The sequence below is a fragment of the Marinobacter sediminum genome, assembly GCF_016820575.1.
In the GTDB taxonomy this organism is placed as follows: domain Bacteria; phylum Pseudomonadota; class Gammaproteobacteria; order Pseudomonadales; family Oleiphilaceae; genus Marinobacter; species Marinobacter sediminum.
The window spans coordinates 1-24,858 of sequence record NZ_JAEMQH010000002.1; the positions used below are offsets into that span (position 1 = coordinate 1).

Here is a 24,858-nt window from a genome sequence, read left to right on the forward strand (position 1 = left end):
GCTCCCGGGTCATCACCGGGCTGAGCCGGTCTGGCAACACCAGGCAGGTGTGCTTCCGCTCGCGGCCGTTTTTTTGATCAAGCCGACGTAGAGCGGGCCTTCTGTCGCATGCTCAAAAAGAAGCGCGTTTTGTTGTAATGGAAAGCACTCAATGGTTATGTCAATTAACCGTGCTAGGCTCCCAATTCTGAGTGATCCTGATCAATCCACTGGAGCGTTAATAGCATTATGAGCAGCGACCCGTTAGAACAAGTTCTCGAAATGAATGGCGAAGAACGCTACGACTACTTCCTGAATGAAGTGCTCGAAGAGCGCGAGATCTGGATTCTCGTCAATGGTGAGAACCATTTCCTGAAGCTGGAGTCAGAGGACGAGGGAGTGGCGTATTTGCCGGTTTGGCCCAGCGCGGTATTTGCGGCGGCGTACGGCAATGATTCCGACGACCTATCGCCGAAAAGCATTTCCCTGCCGGACTTCTTCAAGAAGTGGGTGCCGGGCCTGACCAAAGACGGTCTGGAAATCGGCGTGTTCCCTGGCGCTGATGACACCCTGTGGATCACCGAGCCTGAAGAGTTGAAGCGTGATCTCCAGGAAGAGTTGTCGAACTTCTAAAGCCGCCTACACTGGGAGCAGTCCCTAGTCAGGAGTAATGGCAGCATGCTGGTTTTCTCCAATCCCGTGGGCTCCGGCTCACTCTGGTTCGATAATCTGGCCACGGCCGAGGGCACGCCTGTCGGCTACGATCCCCAGGCCAGGGCCTTCCTGCCGGTACGGCCATTTTGTGCGAACCGGGAGGTCATTGGCTGTAACTGGATTGCACCGCAAGAGGGTGCCTTCTGCCGCTCCTGTGCCATGACAGCGCTGGCGCCGGATCCGAGCATTCCCAACGCCATACACAACTGGGCTGAAACTGAAGCGGCCAAACGCTGGGTGCTCGACAACCTGGGCCGCTGGCATTGGTTTCGCCCGGAAGACCCGGGTACCCGCCCGATTTTTCACCTGCTGGCCGAAGGCCTGACGCCCGTGGCTATGGGGCACGCCAATGGCGTGGTGACCATCGGCGTTGCCGAGGCGGACCCGGTGGTGCGAACCAGCCGGAGGGAAGCTCTGCAGGAGCCCTATCGAACCATGGTGGGCCATATGCGTCACGAGATTTCGCACATGCTCTGGTGGCGACTTAGTCTGCGGGAAGACTTCCTGGAGGCATTCCGCGAGGAGTTCGGCGATGAACGTGCTGACTATACGGCAGCACTTCAGCGTCACTACCACGATGGACCGCCGCCAGATTGGCGGACGTCTTACCTGACCTCCTATGCCTCTGCCCATCCGCACGAAGATTGGGCTGAAACCGCAGCGCATCTGCTGCACCTCACCGACATTACCGACAGTGCCGTTGCCTCGGGCCTGTCATCCGAGGAGATGCCTGCTTCGCACTGGGATCCGTATTCGGAACCGGACACTGCGCGATTGATCAACGTGGCCGCGTCGCTTGCCATGCGCGTTAATCACATCAATCGCTCCATGGGGTTGTCGGATCTTTATCCCTTCGTGCTGTCGCATGCGGCCCAGCGAAAACTGGCGTTTGTGCATAACTGGTTACGTAGAGGCGCTCAGGGGCGGTGAGGTGTGGACAAGAACTTGCCCACAAAAACTGTGGATAACTTTGTTGGCAACGCAAGGACAGGTGTCCCGGAGCCCTTGAATTCAGGCGCTCCGGAAATGTGACGGTAAAGTGACCAACCTCCCTGTGTGCATGTATTTTGTTCGGTGGACTTAATGGATGCCGTAGGTTCGCTCATGCTCAAAGCGGAAGTAGCCGGCTTCCTCTTCTTTCCGGATCGTGTCAGCTTCCGCGCCTAGAAACGTCTGTCGCGCTTCGTGCAGGCGGCGCTGGCGCTCTTCACCATCGTACCTGGCCTTTATTTCCTGCCGTTGTGACATGTATTGATCACCTGCGCTCCAACGCTGATCCCTTTTTCTATCCAGGCGGGCCAGGTTTTCCACCGCTCGGTCGCTGTAACCGAGGCTTCGCCGGATCTCAGCAATCGTTTCCCGACGTTGATAGGTTGGCATGTCCCGGAGTTCTTCCTGGCTGGCCTTGAGGAATTTGTTGGCAAAAGAATCGCCCATAGCCAGGCTCTGGTTTGAGATGGCTTCTTCTGGGTAGGTCTTGCGGACCAGCTCACTGAGTTCTTCAAGCCGCTCGTTGAGTGGGCGCTCCTTGTCGGAGGTGATGCGCCCCATGGCTTTTGCCATTTCGTAGTCTCGAATCTGATGCTGCCAGAGCTCCTCCGCGACCTCTTTCCCAAAGATGTCTGACCGGTGTTTCATCAGCACCTCCATTCGGGTATCCGGATCGAGTTGCTGAATATCCTCCGCGCCTGCAGCGTACCAGGCCTGGTACTCAAGGTGGTTCTCGGCAAGGCGCATGAGTTCCGCTGCCATGCCCGGAAACGCCGCTTCCAGCAGCGCCTGCATGGCAACACGCCAGTGTTCTGGCTGGGTCTGACGCAGGTAATCCAGCAGGGCGGTTATGAGATCAATTTGTCCCAGCTTAGTGTCGAGTTCCTGGCCGTGGTGTTTCTGCATAAGCGCAACGACTTGCTCGAAGGTCAGCGATCCGTTGATGACGGTCGCGCCTTCCAGCATTGACTGATAGTCGATGGTTTCCAGTGCGACTGGCTTTTGCACAGATTGCTCGACGGGCGGCGCTAGCGGGGGTGACATCGGTGCCTGTTGCGGCGGTGGCGGTGTCTCAGCGCTGGCAGTCGCCGTGGCCTGGGTCAACCAGTAGCCAATGGGCACCAGCACCCCCAGCGAAAGACTAAGGCAAAGGGTTTTTGGGGTCAGGTGTTTACTCAGGATCATAATCGCTTCGATCGTTTCTTGTTAGTAGGGGTGTCAAAGGTCAATTCAGGCCTGCCGCTGCCTGGGCAGGGGCAGGCCATTGAACAAAATCCTTCTGTTCGATCCTTAGTTATCGTACTGGGCGATGTAGTGGAAGATCGCCCCGTAGAAATTCCGGATGCGGAAGGTGGTATTGGGAATGCCGATCATATCCAGGTGGTCCTGGTTGATCACTGCACCGCGTGAGGTCATCTGGGTCGGCGTGGGTTGGTTGATGTTGCTTACGTAGTCGGTATCGCTGTAAGTGGTCAGGTAGTCCATACCCCAAGCGTTGTAGTGGAACTCCGTACGCCAGCCCATTTGCTGGGAGTTGATTCCCACGAGGCCGTCGTCGTCGGTATCGTACTGTTCACCGTTGCCCTGACCCGCCGCACCATCGCCGCTGCAATCATCAATGCAATAGCCGTCGCCGTCGACATTGAAGTAATCATCCTGGGTAATCCACAAGGCCGGATTGACGTTGCCACCTTGCTGGGAGTTCACCGTCGAGGCGTAGCGCTTTGCGTACGTCGAGCTGACCGGATAGTTCTGGTTGAACTGCTTGGCCCCGGTCAGAACCCCATCGTTGGGATCGTAGTCGTCGTAGATCAGCTGCTTCAACGCTGCGTTCGCGTCGTTTTCGGCGCCATAGACAATGTCGCCGTAGGTGTCTGCCAGAGCCTCAACAATGTTACTGACGCCTTCGCCCAAATCCAGCACGTGCTTGGCAATGGGAGAGCCGCGGTGCGGTGAGGAGATGCTGTAGGCGACTTTTACCACCTGGTAGCCAAAGCGGTCGTGGAGAATCTTGGCCGCTTTTCGAAGGTCCATGCCGCCCTGGGAGTGGCCGACAAAGTTTACGTGGGTGAAGTCGTTGGCGATCATCCAGGCCTCCACCGCATCGGCCAACTGCAGGCCCCGATGGTCGGAAGAATGGAATGGTGACATCTCGGCTGCGGCACCAATCTGGCCCCAGTCCAGATACTTGTTGCAGCTGCTGTACCAGTAGCAGTTGGTGTAGAGCTTTCGCCCGTAAGTGTCACTGAAGTAGTGATAGCCAAGTATGTCGTCAAAACCCGCCATGCCGTGCACCATCACCACCGGGTGATTGGTTTTGTCGGCACCGGCCAGAGCCGGACTGGCTGCCATCAATGCGCCTGAGGAGAGGGCGGCTGCAATCAGGAAAGTTTTAACGTTCTTGGTCGTTCGAGGGTTGGTATTGTTTTTCATGTTGCGGTTCCAAGATCTGAATCGCACACACTATTAAATAAACCTTCGCTTCCTGGCTTTACAGTCCTTCTTCCTTAGCGGACAGGGTGTGTATGCGATACCTCAATGAATGCACGCTGAGCATCATTGCGATGTTTCTGGCGTGCTGCTTATTGTTATTTGGAGCACTTAATCGTTGACATTAAGCAGATTGAGGTAAGACCAAGGTCGTAAAAATCACAAAATTTAAATTGTAACGAAGTGTAACTTCCGAACTCTTCGGTGTGGATGGTTAAAGTGAGAGGCGGGCCAGAAACTTGCCCACAAAAACTGTGGATAACTATGTTGGCAACGCAAGGATAGGTAGCCTAGAGCGCCTGATACCAGGCGCTCTGGAAATGTGACCGTTAATTGACCGGTGTTGGCAAAGCTGCCGGCCACCCTTGTTTTTCGTCAGAACTCAAGACAAATTTTGCCAAAGTGACGCCCGGATTCTTCGTGCCGGAAAGCGTCGGCAATGTCTTCAAGGTTGAAGGAGCGGTCCAGGATCGGATGCATGCCATTAGCCTCGATCGCCCGGATCATCTCCTGTTGATGGGCGCGGCTGCCCACGATCAGTCCGTGCAGGCGTGCCTGTTTGGCCATCAGCTTGGCGGTGGGCACTTCGCCTTCACGCCCGGTCAGCACACCGATCAGCGAGATGTGCCCGCCAATGCTTACGGCATCGATGGATTCCGGCAGCGTGCCCGGGCCGCCGACCTCGATGACGTGGTCTACACCCTTACCGCCGGTGAGTTCCTGCACTTTTTCACCCCAGGCTGGAGTGGTTTTATAGTTGATGGTGTGGTCCGCCCCCAGCTCCCGCAGACGAGCCAGCTTGTCGTCCGACGACGACGTCGAGATCACCGTGGCGCCCATCATCTTGGCGAACTGCAAGGCAAAGATGGAAACGCCGCCGGTACCCAGGGTCAGCACCGTATCACCGGCTTTCAGGCCACCGTTCACCACCAGTGCGCGCCAGGCGGTCAAGCCGGCAGTCGTCAGAGTCGCCGCTTCGGCGTGGCTGTAGCCTTTGGGCGCGTGGGTAAACCAGTTGGCGGGACGGACAACCAGTTCGCGGGCATAGCCGTCCTCACCATCCCCAGGTGTGGTGGAGAAGTTATCAATAGGCGCTGGGCCATCCAGCCACTGGGGGAAAAAGGTTGATACCACGTTATCGCCCGCTTTGAATTCGGTGACGCCTTCGCCCACGGCCTCAACCGTACCGGCGCCATCGGCCATCGGAATGCGATCGTCTTCGGTTGGGATCGCACCGACCACCACGGCGTAATCGTGGAAGTTAAGTGAGCTGGCACGGATGCGAACGCGAATCTCGCCCGGTCCGGGTTGGCCCGGTTCCGGAGCCTCACTCAGCTGAAGTTGGTCCAGTCCGCCCGGTTTGCTCAGGGTTATGCGTTTCATTCCAAGGTGCTCCCGTTTGGTCGGTTTGATGTCGGTTTATGAGTTGCTAACTCCATGACTACAGATTGTGGGGGTAACTGGATCATTCAACCCTGCTGCTCGACTGACATCTTTACCGGGAGCAGGTCATTCCGCGATGACCCGGTTGAACCACTCCACGCCGAACCGAACCCCAAAGCCCTGGATGTCCGAGGGGATGTGCGCCAGCCCGCCCTTGTGCGTGCCGGTGGACGCCATGTCGACGTGGAGCCAGCCCACGTCTTTATCCACAAATCGCCCGAGGAAGCGAGCGGCGTATATGTGATCGCCCGCACCGGCGGTCCGGCATTGAAGGGTGTCGGCGACCTCGGACTTCAGGTCATCGTCGTAATCGTCCTCGTATGGAAACGGCCACACCCGCTCACCGCAATGTTCACCGGCCTGGATGATGGGTTCCACCCAGTGGCGCCGATTGGTGAGGGCGCCTGCTATGCGGTTGCCAAGGCTTGAGACCACAGCCCCGGTGAGGGTGGCGTAATCGAGAATGGCACGCGGGGGTTTCCGGCAGGCCAGGGCCAGGGTGTCGGCCAGAACCATGCGGCCTTCGGCATCGGTATTGATCAATTCAATGGTGGTGCCATTAAGGGCGGTTACTACATCGTTGCATTTCACGCCCCGTGAGCCGATGTGGTTCTCGGCCAGCGCCAGCCAGCAGTCCACCGGCGCCGGGAAATTAAGGCGGGTGAGGGCTAGCAGAGTACCCAGCGCGACCGCGCTGCCCTGCATGTCGCCGTGCATTCCCAGCATACTTCCGCCGGTTTTGAGGTTGCTGCCGCCGGTGTCGAAACAGATACCCTTACCGACCAAGGCCAGGGGCCGGTCTTCGCCGCCTTTCAGGCGGTACCTCAGCCGCAGAATGCCGGCATCTCGATTGGGGCTGGCCTGGACCACGGATAAAAAGGCACCCGCTTTCATTTGTTCCAACTGGTCGCAATCGTAGAATTCCGCCTCCCAGCCCTCCTGATGCGCCAGTGCCTGGGCGTACTCCCGGTAAATGCTTGGTGTCAGGTAATTGCCCGGCAACTGAGTCAGCCAGCGTGCAAGGTTGTTCCCCTCGGCGGTTGCCTTGGCGTAGCGAAAGTCGGCAGCTTCAAACTCACCATAGAAGTTCATAACGGCCAGCAGAGGCTTGTCTTCGGGCTTGTCCGAGAGTCTTGGCAGCTGGAAGAGGGCGGCATAGGCGGCCGAAACCAGGGCTTCGGCCATGGTGCAGGCTGTCCCGGGGTGATCCAGCAGTGAGATCACATTAATCTTTCGGCAGCGCTCTGCCATCAATGGCGCGAGCAGGGCCCGGGCCTGGCTCAGGGCCTTGAAGCCCCGGGCATCTGCCGACACGAAGCCGATGCTGGTGCGCGTACCTCGGGGTCCAGAAATCAGTACTGGATTGGCGGATTTCGGGAAATCGGCCAGGCGCAGTTTCAGGTAATCCGCCCATGGGGACTTTTCCATTACTTTCTTGTGAAGATCGGGTACCAGCAGTATCAGCCCCACGCCGGTATCGAAGTCCCAGGAGGCAGGAATGCGGTGGTCCACATCCAATTTCAGGTCCGGTAATTTGGGGAGTTCTGGTTTCATGGCGGGGTGCTCCAAACGGTTTCGAGTGCAGCCTGGTTTAAGGATAGTTGTATTCCCCGGGAATACCTCAGCACCCGGTAAAGAACCCTTGAGCAGGCTGTGGATTGGGCTAGTCTTTAAAGTTCCTCGTTGCCCCGGAGTATCCCGTTATGGCTATCACCGATTCTGCAGACTGCGATCTCATTTTCTACACCAACCCCATGTCTCGAGGGCGCATTGTGCGCTGGATACTGGAAGAGGTCGGCGCCGACTATCGCCAGGTTCTGCTCGCCTATGAAACCGACATGAAGGCCGATGAGTATCTCGCCATCAACTCCATGGGCAAAGTGCCCGCCTTGGTGCACCGTGGCCAGGTGGTCACCGAATCTGCCGCTATTTGTGCCTATCTTGCCGATGCCTTCCCGGATGCGGGCCTCGCGCCCGACCTGACTGATCGGGCAGCCTATTACCGGTGGCTGTTCTTCGCCGCCGGCCCGTTGGAGGCGGCGGTGATGGATCGGGTACTCAAGGCCGAGGTCACCAGTGACCTTGAGAAAATGGTCGGCTACGGCACTTACGACCGCACCATTGATACCCTGGTGCGGGCGGTATCAGATACCCCCTACATTGCCGGCCCGCGGTTCACCGCGGCCGACGTCTACGTTGGCTCCCACATCATGTGGGGTATGGAGTTCGGTTCGATTCCGAAGCGACCGGAGTTCGAGGCCTATGTGGAAAAGCTGGAAAGCCGGCCTGCATTGGCCGCGGCAAAGGCTGTGGACGACGGTCTTATCCCCCAGTGACTGAGTACGGTCATTTAGTGTTCAAGATGCGTCAGCGCCCTGTTCTCGTGGGCTGGGGCGCTCTGTCCTTGCTCTGCTAACACAGTTATCCACAGTTTTTGTGGGTAATCATGGCTCTGTTGAAAAAGTCTCCGTGCGGACTCTCGGTTCTAAACAGGACAGCGGACTAATGAAGCCTTATTCGCGAGAACTGGTGGTTAATATGATCTATGGCCTTCTCGTTCATGCTGCGATGAACCTGAATAGCCTGCCGGACGTTCGTCAGGCCCACCAAGAATTGGACGGAATGGTAAAGGACATGCTGAATGGCCTAAAGATATAGCGGTGCAATTGAGCCTGGAGGCCTTCTATATCGTCGTCGGGAAATGCCGTTTTGTTCTACTTTATTCTTGAAACTCAATGTTCGCTTTGCGACCTTTAGTCATTGCCGTCCCCATTCATTTCCTCCCATTTCAACCAACCGAGAAGCGGCTCGTCGAAAGGAAAAGGCGAGATCATTGGCAGACGATAATTGTGCCAGCGACACGCCAATTCGACCCGTCGCCGACCACTCATAATATTCTCCCTCTTTGGTGCGAATCATGGTGGTCGCAAAGGAACTTGAGTTTCCTCCCTTTTCATTGACAATCAATTCTTCATCTCCGTCGCTGCTTTCGACTTGCGCTTCAAAATCAACAAACAACTCGTCGAGCGGGACTTGTGCCGCCAGCACCAAGCGGGTGCGAGATTCATAACACGCGTCAATGAGGGTCACGAATCGTCGTGCTTCGTTGAGGTGATTGGCGTCCAGTTGGGGGACGCGCTCCATGATGATGACCGGAAATCGGCGGCAGAGAGAAATATAATCGGCCGCCCCGAGCGGTTGGTAGCACAACTCGGAAAAGTCAAACCAGGCGCACCGGTCATTCAATCGGGTCACCTGGACGGTGCGACCAAAGAGGACGGGAATGATCTCGGCCTCAGTTCCGGATGCAGTGCTACCAAATATTTTTTCCAACTGCGCTTGCATGTTGTTTTTACTATTATTATCACTATGAACTTTCTTGTTTGACCAAAAATAGGATTGACCATCCGCTCGATTTTCAAGTCGATAATCCTTGCTGGAATCCTCCATGGAAATAATGTCGAATGTGTGTTTTAACATGTCTATGAATGGCAAAAAGAGGGAGCGGTTAATGCCTCCCTCATACAAGGCATCGGGAGAGCGATTCGAGGTAGCCACTACCACCACATTCAAATCCAATAATAATGAAAACAGTCGCTTCAAAATCATGGCATCGGCAACGTCTGTCACTTGAAATTCATCGAAACAGAGGAGTTGGGCTTCTTGTGCCAATTGTTGCGCGATGATGGGAATCGCATCGCCTCGTGGGTACTCCTGTTTGTAGACAAAGATTCGATGATGGACGTCTAGCATGAATTCGTGAAAGTGGACGCGACGTTTGGTTATGTTTATGCGTTTGTGGCTGTCATTAGTACAGCAAGAATTATCATCAGGAACAGAAACCGACGCGTAAAAGAGATCCATTAGAAAGCTCTTGCCGACCCCGACCGGTCCATGAATGTACATGCCTCGCGGAGGTGGACCAAAAGACAACAAATGGAACTTCTTTCGAAGAAAAGACTGAGCGTGTGCCAAGGATCGCGCCAGTAATTGTAACAGCGGACTGCTGTTTTTAAAGCTGCCCTCTGTCGGTTCGTCGCTTCGCACTGGTACTGGTGGGAGCGAAGTAAGAGACTCGTGCAGGGCATCGAATTTTGCCGCCAGAGCGACCTGCGCGTCATCTCGTCGCACCTCCCCCGCATCCACCATGCGTTTATACGCTGCTGTCACGGGGCCTGTCGGGAAGGACCGCCAAGCGACGCGATGTTGTGCTGTCATATTCTTCATCACAGTATTCATCATGGAGCTGATGAGTTTATTAACATGGTGGTTTGGTACGCTAGATTTCTGTATGGGTATCAAATTAACCCTGACACACCTCCTCTATTCGGCAAGCCCCGGGTTCTGCCCTGTCGCTGCGAACATTCCTAAAAAAGAGGCTTAATACAGCGGGGGGAGAGTATTGCTCCAGCCGCTTGAATGTTCGCTTTGCGACCCGAGCGGCCAATAAATGCTGACAACCCCCGGCCACAATATGGTGCCACGTCCTCCTCGGGGAGTGGTCTCGCGCCCCGGAAACTGGCACAGTTCACCACACCTATCGAACAATCACAGTAAGAGGAATAACCGGTGACAGATCCTGTCGACTACCAACTGAATGACGGCGTTGCGACCATTACCATCGCCAATGGCAAGGCCAATGCGCTGAGCCATGAGGTGTTTGAAGCGCTGAACTCAGCCCTGGACCGGGCGGAATCGGACGAGGCCGTGGTTATCCTGACCGGTCAGCCGGGCATTTTCTCCGGCGGGTACGACCTGAAGGAAATGCAGAAGGGCGCTAACGAGGCCTCTGCGCTGGTGACGGTGGGTTCCAAACTGACCCGTCGACTGTCGGCATTCCCGTTTCCGGTGATTGGCGCCTGCAGCGGCCACGCCATTGCCAAGGGTGCGTTCATCCTGTTGTCAGTGGATCACCGCATCGGCGTTGAGGGAGACTTCAAGCTGGGCCTCAATGAAGTGGCCATTGGCATGACCATGCACCGAGCGGGCATCGAAATTGCCCGGCACCGTTTGACGCCAGCTCACTTCCAGCGTTCTGTGGTGAATGCGGAAATATATGGGCCCCAGGGCGCGGTGGAGGCAGGTTTCCTGGACGAAGTTGTGGCCCCGTCGGAACTCAGTACTCGCGCCAATGAGCTGGCACAACAGTTCAAAAAGCTGAACATGCGGGCGCATAAGGAAACCAAGCGCAAAGCCAAGGCCGAATATCTGGCGCTGCTGGATCGCTGCATCGAGCAGGATTCCGAGCACCTCGGGCTGGCGGGTTAATCCACATAAGCTGTGGATAACTGTGTTAGTAGGCTAAGGAAAAGCACCGTTGAGCCCCCGTGCCGGGGGCTCAACGAATAATGATTGAAAAATGATCGTATCTGTTCAGATAACCGTTCAGATAACCCCGAACGCCAGCATAGCGTCGGCCACGCGCTTGAAACCTGCGGCGTTGGCGCCGAACACGTAGTCCCCTTTGCGGTCATACTGCTTGGCCGTGTCAAAGCAGGAGCGGTGGATCTCACACATCACGGTTTTGAGCTGATCAACGCTGTAGTCGAATGACCAGGACTCCCGCGCCGCGTTCTGCTGCATTTCCATGGCGCTCATCGCCACACCGCCGGCGTTGGCGGCTTTCCCAGGTGCGAACAGTACCTTGGCGCCGGTAAACGCCTGGATGGCGTCCGGAGTGCTGGGCATGTTGGCACCTTCCACCACCGCAATCACCTTGTTGTCGATCAACGCTTTGGCGTCGTCTTCGTCCAATTCGTTCTGGGTCGCGCAGGGCATGGCGACATCGCAGGAAACCTGCCAGATGGACCCGTCAGACTCGTACTCGGCGTTGCCCTTGCTGCGTTCCGGGTAGTCACTGATACGGCCCTGATCCACCTGCTTGATCTGCTTGACCAGTTCCACGTCCAGCCCTTCGGAGTCGTACACGTAGCCATCGGAATCGGAGCAGGCAACAACCGTAGCGCCCAGTTCGGTAGCCTTTTCCATGGCATAGATGGCGACATTGCCGGTACCGGAGACCACCACCTTCTTGCCTTTGAGCTCCTGGTCGTTGGCACTCAGCATGTCCTGCAGAAAGTAAACGGCGCCGTATCCGGTGGCTTCCTTGCGGCCGCGGGCACCGCCCCAGCCAAGTTCCTTACCGGTAAGAATGCCGGTTTCATAGCGGTTGGTGATGCGTTTGTACTGTCCGAACAGGAAGCCGATTTCCCGTTGGCCGACGCCAATGTCGCCCGCTGGCACGTCGGTGTCCGCGCCGATATACCGATACAGCTCGGTCATGAATGATTGGCAAAAGCGCATGACCTCGTTGTCGGACTTACCCTTGGGATCAAAGTCCGATCCACCTTTGCCGCCGCCAATGGGCATCCCGGTCAGGGCATTCTTGAAAATCTGTTCGAAGCCGAGAAACTTGACCACGCCCAGATTGACCGATGGGTCGAAGCGCATACCGCCCTTGTAAGGACCCAGGGCCGAATTGAACTCAACCCGGAAACCGCGGTTGATCTGCACCTCGCCGTCGTCATCAAGCCACGGCACGCGAAACATCAGCTGTCGCTCGGGCTCGCAGATCCGCTCAATCAGCTTGGCGTCGGTGTACTCCGGGTGTTCGGCCACCACTGGCTCGAGCGATGAAAGCACCTCGGTGACTGCTTGGTGGAACTCGGGCTCGTCGGGGTTGCGGTCGATAATGTATTGGCGAAGTTCTTCCAGCGATTGTTTCTTGCTCATGGGGCCTCCCTCGGTCGTGCGACGTGCCCATTCAGCGTGACTCGGGGTGGGCAGCAGGAATCAGTACAAGTGCGCCAGGAAGATACGGCGGAGCTTGTGGGAGGGATCAGCCGTGCAGGAGTGGAGAAAGCGGACGCCGCCGTGCGGCGGCGTCCGAGAAGCGGGCCTTAGTACGCGCCTTCGCTGTAGATCAGCTCGTAACTGTGGCTGTAGATCTCGAGGATGTTGCCGAACGGATCTTCCATGTAGATCATGCGGTACGGCTTCTCACCCGGGTAGTAGTAGCGCGGTTTTTCCATACGCTTCTTACCACCAGCCGCGACGATGCGCTCTGCCAGCCCTTCAACGTCCGGATCCTGAACGCAGAAGTGGAATACTCCAGTCTTCCAGTACTCGAAGTTGTTTTCCGGGTTTTCCTGGCCCTTGAACTGGAACAGTTCAACGCCGATGCGATCGCCGGTGGACATGTGAGCGATGCGGAAGCTGCCCCAGCCCTCGCCAAACACGTCGGTGCACATTTGACCAATGGGGCTATCGTCTTCTTCGACGTCGGTCGGTTTCATGATCAGGTACCAGCCCATGACTTCGGTGTAAAACTTCACCGCTGCTTCCAGGTCGGGTACGGAAATGCCAATGTGTGAAAAGTTTCTTGGGTAAACGTTGCTCATCTGCTGTTGCCTCTTGCCTCTGTGACTGTGCGAGCAGATTACAAACCTTGTATGATCACGTAAAATTATCATTTTTGATATTTTCGAGTACGAAATGTAATGATAAATCCTGTCTGGTTACGCAGTTTCTGCACTCTGGTTGAGGTTGGGCATTTCACGCGCACCGCCGAGCGTTTGCACATGACGCAATCCGGTGTCAGTCAGCATGTGCGCAAGCTGGAAGAACAGTTGGAGCTTTCTTTGCTGATGCGTCAGGGCAAGCAATTCACCCTGACCGATGCCGGTGAGCGGCTGTACCGCGAGGCCAATGTCATTGTTGAGTCACTGTCCGATCTTGAGCGCAGGGTGGGGGCCGATCCCGCGTTCGAAGGCGTGGTAACGATCATGTCGCCGGGCAGTGTCGGGCTGAAGCTGTACCCGCATCTGCTGACGTTGCAACAACAGCATCCGGGCCTGGTCATAGATTACCGGTTCGCGCCCAATTCCGATGTCGAGCGTGCTATCGCCGAATACCGGGTGGATGTGGGCATCATGACCAAGCCCGCATCCCGGGATGAAGTCGGCTTCAAACCGGTAGGCGAAGAGGCTTTGTTGCTGGTGACACCGGAGGGGATGGAGGAGCCGAGCTGGGGGGAGTTGATGGCGCTCGGATTCATTGATCATCCTGATGGCGCTCACCATGCTGGATTGCTGCTTGGGGCTAACTACAGCGAGTTCCATCACAGTAACCAGTTCCCGTCTGCGGGGTTTTCCAATCAGATCAGCCTGATTCTTGAGCCGGTCAGCCGGGGTTTGGGGTTTACCGTGTTGCCGGCCTACGCCATCGAAGCGTTCCAGCAGCCAGAGAAAGTGCAGACTCACCGGTTGGCAACACCAGCCAGCGAAACCCTGTTTCTGAGTTTTCGTCGCAATCAGCCTCTGCCCAACCGGGTCAGCACCGTTATCGATGCCATGCGCGAAGGGTTGGGATTGGGCGCTGCCGATTCGCTCGGATTAGTGTAGTTTGGGAGAATTCAGAAAATAGTCAGTTTTTCATCACAGAATCCGGAGGTCGAGCGTGTCCCAGCACGAGCAGTTTGCCAGTGACAACTACAGCGGTGTGTGCCCCGAAGCCTGGGAGGCGATGGCCGCAGCAAACCGCATGGACGAAGCCGCCTACGGCGAAGACAGCTGGACCCAGCGGGCCGCTGATGCCATCCGGACGCTGTTCGATACTGACTGCGATGTCTTTTTTGTGTTTAACGGCACCGCGGCCAACTCCCTGGCCCTGGCCTCTATTGGGCAATCCTTTCACAGTGTCATCTGCCACGAGCTGGCGCACATCGAGACCGACGAATGCGGCGGGCCGGAATACGCCTCCAACGGCGCAAAATTGCTGCTGGGGCAGGGGCCGGATGGCAAGCTTACACCCGAGAGCATCGAGCACCTGGTCACCAAGCGCACGGATATCCATTACCCAAAGCCCAAGGCGCTGAGCCTGACCCAGGCCACGGAAGTGGGCACCCTCTACACCCCCGAGGAATTGCGCGCTATCCGGGCCATGGCGGATAAGTACAACCTTAGCATCCATATGGATGGTGCCCGGTTTGCCAACGCGGTGGCGGCGCTGGATGTGCACCCGTCGGAGATCACCTGGAAAGCTGGCGTGGATGTGCTGTGTTTCTCCGGCACCAAGAACGGCCTGGCCCTGGGCGAGGCGGTGGTGTTCTTCAATCGGCAGCTGGCGGAGGATTTCGAGTGGCGCTGCAAGCAGGCCGGGCAACTGGCGTCCAAGATGCGCTACATTTCAGCGCCCTGGTGTGGGCTGCTGGATAACGATGTCTGGTTGCACAATGCCCGACATGCCAATGCCTGTGCAGCACGGCTGGCTGGCGGGTTGGAAGGCTTGCCCGGTGTTGCCCTTCGCTATCCCCGACAGGTGAATGGCGTGTTCGTGGAAATGCCCGAACCGGTGCAAGCTGCGCTGCGAGCCAAGGGCTGGCGGTTTTACAATTTCATCGGCGGCTCGGCCCGGCTGATGTGCTCCTGGGCAACCACAACCGAACGCGTGGATCAGTTTGTGGCCGATGTGCGTGAGCTGGTGCGTTAACGCCAAATCCGGCCGCGATGACCTCGGGGCCGGGCAGCGCGGTTCTTTCTTTTGCTGGTGTCTGAACTAAACTTTAGTTAGGTTTTTGGCTCAGGGGCTTTGCCCATGGAAACCGACCCAGACTGCGCCCATCAACCCAGTGTTGAGCCTCTGCTGCAACGCCTTTGTTGTCTCCTGTCCTTGTGCGTCGCTTTTCTGCTGGCGCCTTTTGCCCAGCCCGTTCTCGCCGACTCGTCCACAGATCTCCATGCGGTTTTAGATGGAAAAACGTTCCAAAGTCAGCTGGGTGTTAAAGGCGGCCCTGGGGACATTGACGACCTGCTGGTGTTCGATGATGGAGAGTTTGTTTCGGAGGAATGTGAGCGCAGGTGCGGCTACGCCAAGGTGGAGTACTGGGTCAGAGCGGAGGGTGATGCCGTCCAGATGCGGGCCGATGTTCCTTGTACGGAGTCTGGTGCGGTTATGTATTGGCGTGGCACTGTCAGGGGAGACGAAATCGAAGGGTCGATTATCTGGGTCAATAAACGCTGGTACTGGACCTTTGAAAAAGAGCTGTGGTTCAAGGGTCGGCTAGTCAAGGCACAGCAGCCATGATGCTGCCGACGTTACCTGAAAACAGGCGTTTGGCAGGTTTTCTGAAGCTCGGTCTGTTCGTCGCCATCGTTGTGGTTGGCAATCTGATGACACGTGGCGTCATGGATGGGCTCGATCTTGTGATTCGACCATCCACCGAGCCTGCGTTGCACCGTATCATCATGATATCCATGGCGGCTTATATCCTTTTGATGGCGATTCCCTTTGTACCTGGGGTCGAGGTGGGTCTGGCCTTGATGATGATTCTTGGCCCAAAAGTTGTGCCCCTGGTGTTTTTTTGCACACTCACGTCGTTATGTCTGGCTTACTTGATTGGTCGGCTGGTACCGGAGTCGAGCATTGCTCAATTTCTTCGGGAAGTGCGGTTGGTAAGGGCAGCGAATTTTTTTGCCGGGTTTGAGGGGCTCACGCCCGAGCAGCGTATTGTCAGGTTGACGGAGCACACGCCCCAAAAGTGGCTGCCCTGGCTGATTCGGCATCGGTACATCACTTTGCTGGTGGCAATCAATCTGCCCGGCAATATGGTTGTGGGCGGCGGAGGAGGGCTGGCGATGATGGCTGGTATGAGTCGGCTCTTTTCGCCCTTCGCTTTTGTGCTTCTTGTTGCGGTGGCTATTTCGCCGATCCCAATGGTACTGCTGTTGTTTGGAGATGCGATTGCCAGTTGGCCTATCTAGCCCGCGCTACTCAGATTTTTGCCCTGCTTGATTCGTTTACCCCTATTTCATCTGCAAGTTGCAGTCGCTAGTTTTCGTTCTTCGTGGTATATCAGCTAACCTGTTTAGCTCAACATTTTTGGGAACCTAGCAATGCCAAGAGCAAGTGAAATCAAAAAGAATTCTGCAGTGGATTACGATGGCCGGGTGTATTTCGTCAAGGATATCGAGCGCTCGGTGCCTCAGGGACGGGCTGGCGGCAGCCTGTATCGCATGCGCATGTACGACGTTGTAACCGGCAGCAAGATTGACGAGACCTTCAAGGATTCAGATATGCTGAATCTGGCGGATCTTACGCGCCGGCCGGCCACCTTCTCCTACGCCGATGGTGAAGAAGTGGTGTTCATGGACAGCGAGGACTTCACTCAGTACAGCCTGAATCGTGAAGCCATCGCCGATGAGCTGCTGTTCATCAGTGAGGACACCCAGGGTTTGATGGTGGTTCTGGTCAGCGACGCTCCGGTATCCCTGGCCTTGCCGCCGACGGTGGAGCTGGATATCAGCGAGACCGATCCTTCGATCAAGGGCGGCTCCGCAACCGCGCGCACCAAACCGGCCACCCTGTCTACCGGGTTGGTGGTGCAGGTGCCAGAGCACATCTCCACGGGTGACCGGATCAAGGTGAATGTGGAGGAGCGCAAGTTCCTGAGCCGTGCCTGAGCTTGTCCTGGGAGGCTGAGTGACCGATTCGAAGGCAAAACTGGTGGTGTTTTACGATGGTTCTTGCCCGACGTGTATCAAGGACCGGCGCTGGTACGAAAAGCTGGCGGGTAAAACCTGCGAATCGGTTGAGTGGCTGGATATTACCGGCCGTGATGACGAACTGCGCAGTGAAGGTATTGATCCCTACCGGGCCCTGAGAGAGTTGCACGTGAAAGATACTCAGGGCCGAATCCATCGCGAAATGGATGCTTACATCCTCCTGATGTCTCGCGTGCCGGTGCTGAAACCCTTGGCCTGGCTGATCGGTCTGCCTTTGATACGGCCGGGCCTCGCCCGGCTCTACCACGCCTGGGTCAGCCGGCGGCTTGATGCCGGTGCCGACTAAGATCTAATCCCGCGAGGGTGCTTAAGGCACTATTGTTAGAGTGAAAATTAGAGAACGCCAGCTCATCCGCCCCGGCAGTCGGGGTTGGGATCGGTTGGCGTTTTTGCGTTAACACTAAGAACAATACCGCGAGGACATACTATGTTGCAGAGACTGACCAACGGTTCAGTGAAACTGGTCGAGCGTTATCTGCCCGATCCCTACGTACTGGTCCTGCTGCTATCACTAGTGGTGTTTGTGGCCGCTATCGCCTTTGAAGGCCAATCGCCGCTGCAAATGGTGCAGTACTGGGGCGATGGCTTCTGGAACCTTCTGACGTTCGCCATGCAAATGGTCCTGGTTCTGGTGACCGGTTTCGTACTGGCCAGCACCCCGTTTTTCCGCACCATCCTCAAAGCCCTGGCTCGGCTGGCTAAATCACCTGGCCAGGCGGTTATCCTGGTCACGCTGGTGTCGCTGGCGGCAGCCTGGATTAACTGGGGCTTTGGCCTGGTAATCGGGGCGCTGTTCGCCCGCCAGGTGGCGCGGGAAGTGCCCAGCGTGAACTACCCGTTGCTGATTGCGAGTGCCTACAGTGGTTTCATGGTGTGGCACGGCGGTCTGGCCGGCTCGGTGCCGCTGGTGATCGCCACCGAAGGTCACTTTACCGCCGACATGATTGGCGTGATTCCCACCAGCGAGACTATTTTCGCGCCGTTTAACCTGCTGCTGGTGCTGGCGATGTTCATTGTTATACCGGTGGTGAACCGGCTGATGATGGGGAACGATGGCAAGCACGTTGACGCCACCAAGCTGGGTGACGAAGCTCCACTGCCACCGCTGCAGAACGATCGCCCGGCTGAGAAGCTGGAAAACAGCCTCATCCTGGCCCAGGCCATCGGGGTAATGGGGGTGATTTTTGCTGGTTACTACTTCCTGGCGCGCAGTGGTTCGCTGAACCTGAACATCGTCAATTTCATGTTCCTGATTCTGGGTATCATCCTGCACGGTCGGCCGTCCCGCTTCATCGCCAGTGCTACCGAGGCGGTTAAAGGCTCTACCGGTATCATCATCCAGTTTCCGTTTTACGCCGGCATCATGGCGATGATGGTGGATTCCGGCCTGGCCAGCAGCCTGTCCAACTGGTTTGCCAGTGTTGCCAACCCGACCACTTTCCCGCTGTTTACCTTCCTGAGTGCCGGTATTGTTAATATCTTCGTGCCGTCTGGTGGTGGGCAATGGGCGGTGCAGGCACCGATCATGCTCGAAGCCGGCGCCGCACTGGGTGTCGAGCCTGCCCGCACCGCCATGGCGGTGGCCTGGGGTGATGCCTGGACCAACATGATTCAGCCGTTCTGGGCGTTGCCGGCCCTGGCGATTGCCGGCCTGTCTGCCAAGGATGTCATGGGCTACTGCCTGATCGTGTTGCTGGTTACCGGTGTGGTGCTGGGTTTCGGGCTGATGCTCCTGCCCTGATCACGATCGTCAGAACGGGCAGCCGGGCGTTGACGCGCCCGGTTGCCCGTAGATGCGGTAAAGTGTGCGAACGTCCCATCAAGAAGGAAGCACCTGAATGACCGCTAAGCCCTCCAAGCCCGTATCGGCCTCGGCCATCGAACAGCACGTCTACAAAGTGTTCCCGAACGATATGAACGCCCACAACACGGTGTTCGGCGGCATGATCATGGCCAAATGTGATCGTCTGGCTCTTGTGGTTGCCGAACGACATTCCGCCCATGTGTGCGTGACCGCCGCGGTGGATTCCATTCATTTTCGGGCGCCGGCCAAAGGCAATGACACCCTGCTGTTTAGCTTGTCGCTGAACCGCAGCTGGGGTTCGTCCATGGAAATTGGTGCGCGGGTGGAGGCCGAGAACAGCTACACCGGCGATACCCGTCATATCCTGTCAGCGTTCTTCACCTTTGTGGCCCTGGATGAAAACGACAAGCCGGTGGATGTGCCCGAGGTGGTGCCAGAGACGGATGAGCAGGCGCGCCGGTTCGCGAATGCTCAGGTTCGCCGCGACGGGCGGTTGAAGACGCGCGAGAAACTGGCCAGCCGGTGATCCGGACTGAGCCCGACGGCCAGTCGAACATTTCCAGCTTATGGAATGCGGACTACACTGACAACTGGAGTCGCAGTTATGAGCAGCCAGCAGGTTTCAGTTTGGATCAGATCAAGCCTCTGCCCATAGGCGCCCAGCACTACATCCTCATGCTGATCCCGAGGCTAATCCGGGACATTGAGGAGCTGGGGTTGCCGCACATCATTCGGACTTCCAGCTTTACCGAGCGGGAAGTCACTACCCTCTACTTCGAGTTCGTTTCCATAAACCGGGTGCTACCGACCGAGCCCGAGCACATAGCGCCTGGGCTGTGGCCGCATCTGATTTATTGTGTGCAGGTGATGACTGAAATGGTGAATTCTGCCTCCATGGAGGGGCTGGCTCAGGCCCGGGAACAGGCCATTCGGAAGTTCCTGCCCCATGCTCGGCAGACGGTGGAGAAAGAGTATCAGGATCAGTGTCGGGAAGGCGCCGTGGACTTGCACCTGGCGGGAGTGTTGCGACAGGACAGCTCGCCAGATCATTCCCGGGAGCTGTGCATGGAGGCAATACGGCTGGAGCGCGAGCAGCGGATAGAGTCCGTCAGGGGGCTCTCCACCGCCCATCTGGATGCCCATTCGGCCTGCATTGTTGAAGCCGCAAAAGCCTATGTCGAGCAGGCCCAGGCGGACGCACCGGAGGACTTCGGGTTATTGGACCTGGTGGTTCGGTTACTGGATCTGCTGCGCCTGGTGCACGTGCTTGAAACCTCGCCCTCGGCGCAGGCGGCCATTCCGGCTGACTTCACCGTGGACAATATCGTGCTGGGTATCGGTAACGCGCTGTACCGCAGGGAATTGGGCCTGCGCTTTACCCAGGTTAAAGCTCCGCATCCTTAACGTTCTCCATCACCACAAAGGTACTGGTCTGCAGCACATGGGGCAGGGCAGAGATCTGTTCACCCAGTACCTGCCGATACTCCGCCATGTTTCGGGTGCGCACTTTCAGCAGGTAATCGAAGTTGCCGGCGATCATGTGACATTGCTCCACTGCGGATATCTGCTTAACTGAATGGTTGAAGGCGGCGAGGGCATTGCTGCTGGTGTCGTCGAGGGTGACCTGGGCAAAGGCGATGTGGGACAGGCCAAGTTTGGTCTGATTGACCAGAGCCGTGTAGCCGGTGATGTAGCCTTGCTCCTCTAACCGCCGCATGCGCACCTGGCACGGTGTCTTGGACAGGCCCACTCGGGATGCCAGTTCGGTCACCGTAATCCGGGAGTTTTTCTGCAATTCGCGAATAATGGAGTGATCGATTCTGTCCAATTCGACCATAGGGTCCGTTCCTGAGTGTGTGAATAGCGTGTTTTTAGCCTGAATTTAATCAAAAAGCCTATTTTTGGAAACTTGCTAGCCAATCTGGCTGTCTGGCTATGCAGACGAGTTGATCCTCTGGCGGTCTCAGGACGTAGGCGGTGATAAGGCCGTGAAAAGGGGCCTCGGAAGCGGCCTTAAGTCCCAAGCCGTTGCGAACGTGACACCATCCTGCGCTGGTCAGAAACGCTTAAGCGAAGGAGTTTTGGCTAGAGCATCGAAATTTTACAGAAAATTCATAAATTTTTCTCTCGAAAAAAAGACAGAACGCCTCGTGGGTTTGGTTTTTAAAGAGAAAATGTCTTTGTCGTTCTCGGTAGAATGCCGGTAAGACAACTAATGAAGAGGGTGTAGCTATGAGACCGCAGCAATCAGAGACGCCGACACTAGTCGACAGCCGGCTGGCCATTCGTGATTACTACCTTGCCGACGAGCATAAGGTCGTCCATGAGATGATTGCGGGCGCTCAGTTGTCACCGAGCGAGCGCGAAGCCATTTCGGCTCGCGCCGCCGATCTGGTGCGTAGCGTGCGTAAAAACGCCAAGCCCACCATCATGGAAAAATTCCTCGCCGAGTATGGGCTGACCACCAAAGAAGGCGTGGCACTGATGTGTCTGGCCGAGGCCCTGTTGCGGGTGCCGGACAGCATGACCATCAATGACCTGATCGAGGACAAGATCACCTCCGGCGCCTGGGGCACACACCTGGGTAAAGCCTCATCCCAGTTGATCAATACCGCCACCATCGCGCTGCTGATGACCAGCAACCTGTTGAAAGAATCCGAGCGCAACAGCATCGGCGATACCCTGCGTAAGCTGCTCAAGCGTTTTGGTGAGCCGGTCATCCGTACCGTTGCTGGCCAGGCCATGAAGGAAATGGGCCGTCAGTTCGTGCTCGGGCGCGATATCGATGAAGCCCAGGACGAAGCCAAAGAGTACATGGCCAAAGGCTACACCTATTCCTACGACATGCTGGGTGAAGCCGCGCGTACCGACGACGACGCCAAGCGTTATTTTGACTCCTACTCCAACGCCATCGACAGCCTTGCCAAGGCGTGCAAAGGCGATGTGCGCAAGAACCCGGGCATTTCCGTCAAGCTGTCCGCGTTGCTGGCCCGTTACGAGTACGGTAACAAAGAGCGGGTGATGAACGAACTGGTGCCCCGTGCCCGTACTCTGGTCAAGAAAGCCGCGGCTGCGAACATGGGCTTCAATATCGATGCCGAGGAGCAGGACCGCCTGGATTTGTCCCTCGACGTCATTGAAGAGCTGGTGGCCGATCCTGAGCTGGCCGGCTGGGATGGCTTTGGCGTGGTGGTTCAGGCTTACGGCAAGCGCTCTTCTTTTGTCCTGGACTGGCTCTATGGTCTGGCCGAGAAGTACGACCGCAAGTTCATGGTGCGCCTGGTTAAAGGCGCATACTGGGATGCTGAGATCAAGCGTGCCCAGGTGATGGGCCTCAATGGGTTCCCGGTGTTTACCCGCAAGGCCTGCAGCGACGTGTCGTTCGTCTCCTGCGCGACCAAGCTGATCAACATGACGGACCGGATTTACCCGCAGTTTGCCACGCACAACGCCCACTCGGTGTCCTCAATTCTGGAGCTGGCCAAGCTCAAGGGTGTCGACAACTATGAGTTCCAGCGTCTGCATGGTATGGGCGAATCCCTGCACAACGAGGTTCTGAAAGCGAGCGGCGTGCCCTGCCGGATCTATGCTCCGGTTGGTCCGCATAAAGATCTGCTGGCGTATCTGGTGCGTCGTCTGCTGGAGAACGGGGCGAACAGCTCGTTTGTGAACCAGATTGTGGACAAGAGCATTACCCCGGAAGAGATCGCCAAAGACCCGATCGATGCCGTCAAGGAAATGGGTGACAACATTTCCAGCAAAGCCATTGTGCATCCGTTCAAGCTGTTTGGTGACCAGCGTCGCAACTCCAAGGGCTGGGATATCACCGATCCGGTTACCGTGGCGGAGATTGACGAGGGGCGTAACGCCTTCAAGGCCTATCGCTGGAAAGGCGGCCCGCTGATCGCCGGTGACGTCTCCGGTACTGAGGTTCAGGTGGTACGCAATCCTGCCGATCCGGAAGATCTGGTGGGCCACGTTACCCAGGCAACCGATGCTGACGTTGATACCGCTGTATCGGCGGCTCAGGAAGGCTTCAATAGCTGGTCTGCCTTGCCGGTGGAAGAGCGGGCGGCCCGCGTGCGCCGGGTGGGCGAGCTCTATGAGGAGCATGCCTACGAGCTGTTCGCACTGACCACCCGTGAGGCGGGCAAGTCGCTGCTGGACGCGATCGCTGAGATCCGTGAGGCGGTGGACTTTGCCGAGTTCTACGCCAACGAAGCGGTCCGGTACAAAGGCGCCGGCGATGCCCGTGGCGTCATGTGCTGCATCTCGCCGTGGAACTTCCCATTGGCCATCTTCACCGGCCAGATCCTGGCGAACCTGGCCGCCGGTAACACCGTGCTGGCCAAGCCGGCGGAGCAGACTTCCCTGCTGGCGATCCGCGCCGTGGAACTGATGTACGAGGCGGGTATTCCGAAAGACGCGATTCAGCTGCTGCCGGGTACCGGTGCCACTGTCGGTGCCGCACTGACTTCTGACTCCAGGGTTTCCGGTGTCTGCTTCACCGGTTCCACCGCGACCGCACAGCGGATCAACAAGGTGATGACCGAGAACATGGCACCGGACGCGCCGCTGGTGGCGGAAACCGGTGGCATGAACGCCATGATTGTGGATTCAACGGCCCTGCCGGAACAGGTCGTCCGGGATGTACTGGCGTCGTCGTTCCAGAGCGCCGGTCAGCGTTGTTCCGCCCTGCGCATGCTGTATGTGCAGAAGGACATCGCCGATCAGCTGCTGGAAATGCTCTACGGCGCCATGGAAGAGCTGGGCATTGGTGACCCCTGGTTGTTGTCCACCGATGTCGGTCCGGTGATTGATGAAACCGCCCGCAAGAAGATTGTCGATCACTGCGACAACTTCGAGCGCAATGGCAAGTTGCTGAAGAAGCTGCCGGTTCCCGATAAGGGCCTGTTCGTTTCTCCGGCGGTACTGAAGGTGTCTGGCATTGAGGAAATGGAAGAGGAAATCTTCGGCCCGGTGCTGCACGTGGCGACGTTTGAAGCCAAGGACATCGACAAGGTGGTGGATAGCGTTAACGCCAAGGGCTACGGCCTGACCTTCGGTATCCACAGCCGGGTTGATCGCCGGGTCGATCGGATCGCCAGTCGGATCAAGGTGGGTAACACCTACGTGAACCGAAACCAGATTGGCGCCATTGTCGGCTCCCAGCCGTTTGGCGGTGAAGGGTTGTCGGGTACTGGTCCGAAGGCCGGTGGTCCGCAGTACGTGCGTCGCTTCATGAAAGGCAATACCGTAGAAGTGCCGGCGCAATCCGGTGGTAAGTCGGTGGATGCCAAGAAGCTGCAGAGCCTGATCGGCAAGCTGGATTCACTGAAAACCCAGAAGCCGAACGACCGCATGGCCCTGCTCAAGCCGATCTTCGGTGAGCTGCCGGCGCCGCTGGACGCCCACGCTGAGGAAATGCCGGGGCCAACCGGTGAGCTTAACCGCCTGACCAACCATGCCCGTGGCGTGGTGCTGTGTCTCGGACCGGATCAGGCCACGGCACTGGAGCAGGCTGGTGTGGCGCTGTCTCAGGGTAACAAGGTGGTCGTGGTTGCACCGGGTGTTGAGGCCAAGGTCAGCGAGGCGGCTAAAGCCGGTTTGCCGATCGTGGGTATCGACGGCCAGCTGGAGTCAGAAGCGCTGGCAACCGCCAATGGCTTTGAAGCCGTGGTCAGTTGTGCCCAGCAGGAGTTGTTGCGTGATTATCGCCTGGCCCTGGCCAAGCGCGAAGGCGCACTGCTGCCGCTGATCACCGAGCACACCCTGGACCAGCGTTTCGTGATCGAGCGTCACCTGTGTGTGGACACTACTGCAGCGGGTGGTAACGCAAGCCTGATTGCGGCGTCTGAGTGACGCCTGATCCGGCAC

At 57.3% G+C, this 24,858-nt stretch carries 22 protein-coding genes; 14 read left to right on the plus strand and 8 right to left on the minus strand.

All coding sequences use genetic code 11. The annotated features are described in order from the left end of the window. Positions 1-228 precede the first annotated feature (228 nt). Entirely contained in the window at positions 229-612 is a 384-nt protein-coding gene (locus FGO67_RS06800) for a DUF2750 domain-containing protein (RefSeq protein ID WP_203299997.1), read from the plus strand. Between the two features lie 45 nt (positions 613-657). Then, positions 658-1,623 (plus strand): zinc-binding metallopeptidase family protein, encoded by a 966-nt coding sequence (locus FGO67_RS06805; protein ID WP_203299998.1) that lies wholly within the window; start codon positions 658-660, stop codon positions 1,621-1,623. Positions 1,624-1,773: 150 nt separating this feature from the next. Here the strand turns inward: FGO67_RS06805 and FGO67_RS06810 are convergent, their stop codons facing one another. The 4 genes from FGO67_RS06810 to FGO67_RS06825 form a co-directional block, all read right to left on the minus strand. Next, positions 1,774-2,868, minus strand: coding sequence for a hypothetical protein (locus FGO67_RS06810; protein ID WP_203299999.1), 1,095 nt, complete (start codon positions 2,866-2,868; stop codon positions 1,774-1,776). Between the two features lie 105 nt (positions 2,869-2,973). After that, positions 2,974-4,116, minus strand: coding sequence for an esterase/lipase family protein (locus tag FGO67_RS06815; RefSeq protein ID WP_203300000.1), 1,143 nt, complete (start codon positions 4,114-4,116; stop codon positions 2,974-2,976). A gap of 432 nt (positions 4,117-4,548) precedes the next feature. Further along, positions 4,549-5,556, minus strand: coding sequence for a zinc-dependent alcohol dehydrogenase family protein (locus FGO67_RS06820; protein ID WP_203300001.1), 1,008 nt, complete (start codon positions 5,554-5,556; stop codon positions 4,549-4,551). A 126-nt stretch (positions 5,557-5,682) separates the two neighbouring features. After that, positions 5,683-7,170, minus strand: coding sequence for a M17 family metallopeptidase (locus FGO67_RS06825; protein WP_203300002.1), 1,488 nt, complete (start codon positions 7,168-7,170; stop codon positions 5,683-5,685). 149 nt (positions 7,171-7,319) lie between these two features. On the opposite strand from FGO67_RS06825, the gene FGO67_RS06830 reads away from it, so the two are divergent. Next, complete coding sequence (locus tag FGO67_RS06830; RefSeq protein WP_203300003.1) at positions 7,320-7,952, plus strand: glutathione S-transferase family protein; 633 nt, start codon at positions 7,320-7,322, stop codon at positions 7,950-7,952. 421 nt (positions 7,953-8,373) lie between these two features. Here FGO67_RS06830 and zapE read toward each other — a convergent pair whose 3' ends face one another. Then, positions 8,374-9,843: a cell division protein ZapE gene (gene zapE / locus FGO67_RS06835; RefSeq protein WP_238942295.1), complete on the minus strand. Its 1,470-nt coding sequence runs from the start codon at positions 9,841-9,843 to the stop codon at positions 8,374-8,376. 342 nt (positions 9,844-10,185) lie between these two features. On the opposite strand from zapE, the gene FGO67_RS06840 reads away from it, so the two are divergent. Next, on the plus strand, positions 10,186-10,884 hold the full coding sequence (locus tag FGO67_RS06840; RefSeq protein ID WP_203300005.1) for a crotonase/enoyl-CoA hydratase family protein: 699 nt from the start codon (positions 10,186-10,188) through the stop codon (positions 10,882-10,884). Between the two features lie 117 nt (positions 10,885-11,001). On the opposite strand, the gene gdhA is transcribed toward FGO67_RS06840, so the two are convergent. Both gdhA and FGO67_RS06850 read right to left on the minus strand, forming a co-directional pair. Beyond that, positions 11,002-12,348 (minus strand): NADP-specific glutamate dehydrogenase, encoded by a 1,347-nt coding sequence (gdhA, locus tag FGO67_RS06845; RefSeq protein ID WP_203300006.1) that lies wholly within the window; start codon positions 12,346-12,348, stop codon positions 11,002-11,004. Positions 12,349-12,515: 167 nt separating this feature from the next. Next, positions 12,516-13,016: a lactoylglutathione lyase family protein gene (locus FGO67_RS06850; protein ID WP_203300007.1), complete on the minus strand. Its 501-nt coding sequence runs from the start codon at positions 13,014-13,016 to the stop codon at positions 12,516-12,518. Between the two features lie 99 nt (positions 13,017-13,115). Here FGO67_RS06850 and FGO67_RS06855 point away from each other — a divergent pair, with 99 nt between their 5' ends. The 9 genes from FGO67_RS06855 (at position 13,116) to FGO67_RS06895 (ending at position 20,385) form a co-directional block, all read left to right on the plus strand. Further along, entirely contained in the window at positions 13,116-14,018 is a 903-nt protein-coding gene (locus tag FGO67_RS06855; RefSeq protein ID WP_203300008.1) for a LysR family transcriptional regulator, read from the plus strand. A gap of 55 nt (positions 14,019-14,073) precedes the next feature. Beyond that, positions 14,074-15,105, plus strand: a complete 1,032-nt coding sequence (locus FGO67_RS06860; RefSeq protein ID WP_203300009.1) for a threonine aldolase family protein — start codon at positions 14,074-14,076, stop codon at positions 15,103-15,105. Between the two features lie 105 nt (positions 15,106-15,210). After that, on the plus strand, positions 15,211-15,699 hold the full coding sequence (locus FGO67_RS06865; protein ID WP_203300010.1) for a hypothetical protein: 489 nt from the start codon (positions 15,211-15,213) through the stop codon (positions 15,697-15,699). Continuing rightward, positions 15,696-16,376 (plus strand): hypothetical protein, encoded by a 681-nt coding sequence (locus FGO67_RS06870; protein WP_203300011.1) that lies wholly within the window; start codon positions 15,696-15,698, stop codon positions 16,374-16,376. Before FGO67_RS06865 ends, FGO67_RS06870 begins: the two co-directional genes overlap by 4 nt. Before the next feature lie 132 nt (positions 16,377-16,508). Beyond that, positions 16,509-17,075 carry an elongation factor P-like protein EfpL gene (gene efpL / locus FGO67_RS06875; RefSeq protein WP_203300012.1) on the plus strand — a complete coding sequence of 189 codons (567 nt, stop codon included), beginning with the start codon at positions 16,509-16,511 and terminating at the stop codon, positions 17,073-17,075. A 19-nt stretch (positions 17,076-17,094) separates the two neighbouring features. Continuing rightward, positions 17,095-17,463: a thiol-disulfide oxidoreductase DCC family protein gene (locus FGO67_RS06880; RefSeq protein WP_203300013.1), complete on the plus strand. Its 369-nt coding sequence runs from the start codon at positions 17,095-17,097 to the stop codon at positions 17,461-17,463. A gap of 141 nt (positions 17,464-17,604) precedes the next feature. Then, a complete protein-coding gene (locus FGO67_RS06885; RefSeq protein WP_203300014.1) occupies positions 17,605-18,918 on the plus strand; it encodes a short-chain fatty acid transporter in 1,314 nt (437 codons plus the stop codon). Positions 18,919-19,015: 97 nt separating this feature from the next. After that, positions 19,016-19,507: an acyl-CoA thioesterase gene (locus tag FGO67_RS06890; RefSeq protein ID WP_203300015.1), complete on the plus strand. Its 492-nt coding sequence runs from the start codon at positions 19,016-19,018 to the stop codon at positions 19,505-19,507. Continuing rightward, entirely contained in the window at positions 19,504-20,385 is an 882-nt protein-coding gene (locus tag FGO67_RS06895; RefSeq protein ID WP_203300016.1) for a hypothetical protein, read from the plus strand. The genes FGO67_RS06890 and FGO67_RS06895 overlap by 4 nt, the downstream gene beginning before the upstream one ends. Here the strand turns inward: FGO67_RS06895 and FGO67_RS06900 are convergent. Next, positions 20,366-20,818 carry an Lrp/AsnC ligand binding domain-containing protein gene (locus FGO67_RS06900; RefSeq protein WP_041339584.1) on the minus strand — a complete coding sequence of 151 codons (453 nt, stop codon included), beginning with the start codon at positions 20,816-20,818 and terminating at the stop codon, positions 20,366-20,368. The two genes, FGO67_RS06895 and FGO67_RS06900, sit on opposite strands and share 20 nt — an antisense overlap. A gap of 395 nt (positions 20,819-21,213) precedes the next feature. Between FGO67_RS06900 and putA the strand changes: the two genes are divergently transcribed. Continuing rightward, positions 21,214-24,843 carry a bifunctional proline dehydrogenase/L-glutamate gamma-semialdehyde dehydrogenase PutA gene (gene putA / locus FGO67_RS06905; protein WP_203300017.1) on the plus strand — a complete coding sequence of 1,210 codons (3,630 nt, stop codon included), beginning with the start codon at positions 21,214-21,216 and terminating at the stop codon, positions 24,841-24,843. The last annotated feature ends 15 nt before the right edge of the window (positions 24,844-24,858 follow it).

What these genes read in the sequence shown, in the direction of transcription:
- FGO67_RS06800 (WP_203299997.1), top strand. Translation starts at nt 229, where the DNA reads ATGAGCAGCGACCCGTTAGAACAAGTTCTCGAAATGAATGGCGAAGAA.
- FGO67_RS06805 (WP_203299998.1), top strand. Translation starts at nt 658, where the DNA reads ATGCTGGTTTTCTCCAATCCCGTGGGCTCCGGCTCACTCTGGTTCGAT.
- FGO67_RS06810 (WP_203299999.1), bottom strand. Translation starts at nt 2,868, where the DNA reads ATGATCCTGAGTAAACACCTGACCCCAAAAACCCTTTGCCTTAGTCTT.
- FGO67_RS06815 (WP_203300000.1), bottom strand. Translation starts at nt 4,116, where the DNA reads ATGAAAAACAATACCAACCCTCGAACGACCAAGAACGTTAAAACTTTC.
- FGO67_RS06820 (WP_203300001.1), bottom strand. Translation starts at nt 5,556, where the DNA reads ATGAAACGCATAACCCTGAGCAAACCGGGCGGACTGGACCAACTTCAG.
- FGO67_RS06825 (WP_203300002.1), bottom strand. Translation starts at nt 7,170, where the DNA reads ATGAAACCAGAACTCCCCAAATTACCGGACCTGAAATTGGATGTGGAC.
- FGO67_RS06830 (WP_203300003.1), top strand. Translation starts at nt 7,320, where the DNA reads ATGGCTATCACCGATTCTGCAGACTGCGATCTCATTTTCTACACCAAC.
- zapE (WP_238942295.1), bottom strand. Translation starts at nt 9,843, where the DNA reads ATGAAGAATATGACAGCACAACATCGCGTCGCTTGGCGGTCCTTCCCG.
- gdhA (WP_203300006.1), bottom strand. Translation starts at nt 12,348, where the DNA reads ATGAGCAAGAAACAATCGCTGGAAGAACTTCGCCAATACATTATCGAC.
- FGO67_RS06850 (WP_203300007.1), bottom strand. Translation starts at nt 13,016, where the DNA reads ATGAGCAACGTTTACCCAAGAAACTTTTCACACATTGGCATTTCCGTA.
- FGO67_RS06855 (WP_203300008.1), top strand. Translation starts at nt 13,116, where the DNA reads ATGATAAATCCTGTCTGGTTACGCAGTTTCTGCACTCTGGTTGAGGTT.
- FGO67_RS06865 (WP_203300010.1), top strand. Translation starts at nt 15,211, where the DNA reads ATGGAAACCGACCCAGACTGCGCCCATCAACCCAGTGTTGAGCCTCTG.
- FGO67_RS06870 (WP_203300011.1), top strand. Translation starts at nt 15,696, where the DNA reads ATGATGCTGCCGACGTTACCTGAAAACAGGCGTTTGGCAGGTTTTCTG.
- efpL (WP_203300012.1), top strand. Translation starts at nt 16,509, where the DNA reads ATGCCAAGAGCAAGTGAAATCAAAAAGAATTCTGCAGTGGATTACGAT.
- FGO67_RS06885 (WP_203300014.1), top strand. Translation starts at nt 17,605, where the DNA reads ATGTTGCAGAGACTGACCAACGGTTCAGTGAAACTGGTCGAGCGTTAT.
- FGO67_RS06890 (WP_203300015.1), top strand. Translation starts at nt 19,016, where the DNA reads ATGACCGCTAAGCCCTCCAAGCCCGTATCGGCCTCGGCCATCGAACAG.
- FGO67_RS06900 (WP_041339584.1), bottom strand. Translation starts at nt 20,818, where the DNA reads ATGGTCGAATTGGACAGAATCGATCACTCCATTATTCGCGAATTGCAG.
- putA (WP_203300017.1), top strand. Translation starts at nt 21,214, where the DNA reads ATGAGACCGCAGCAATCAGAGACGCCGACACTAGTCGACAGCCGGCTG.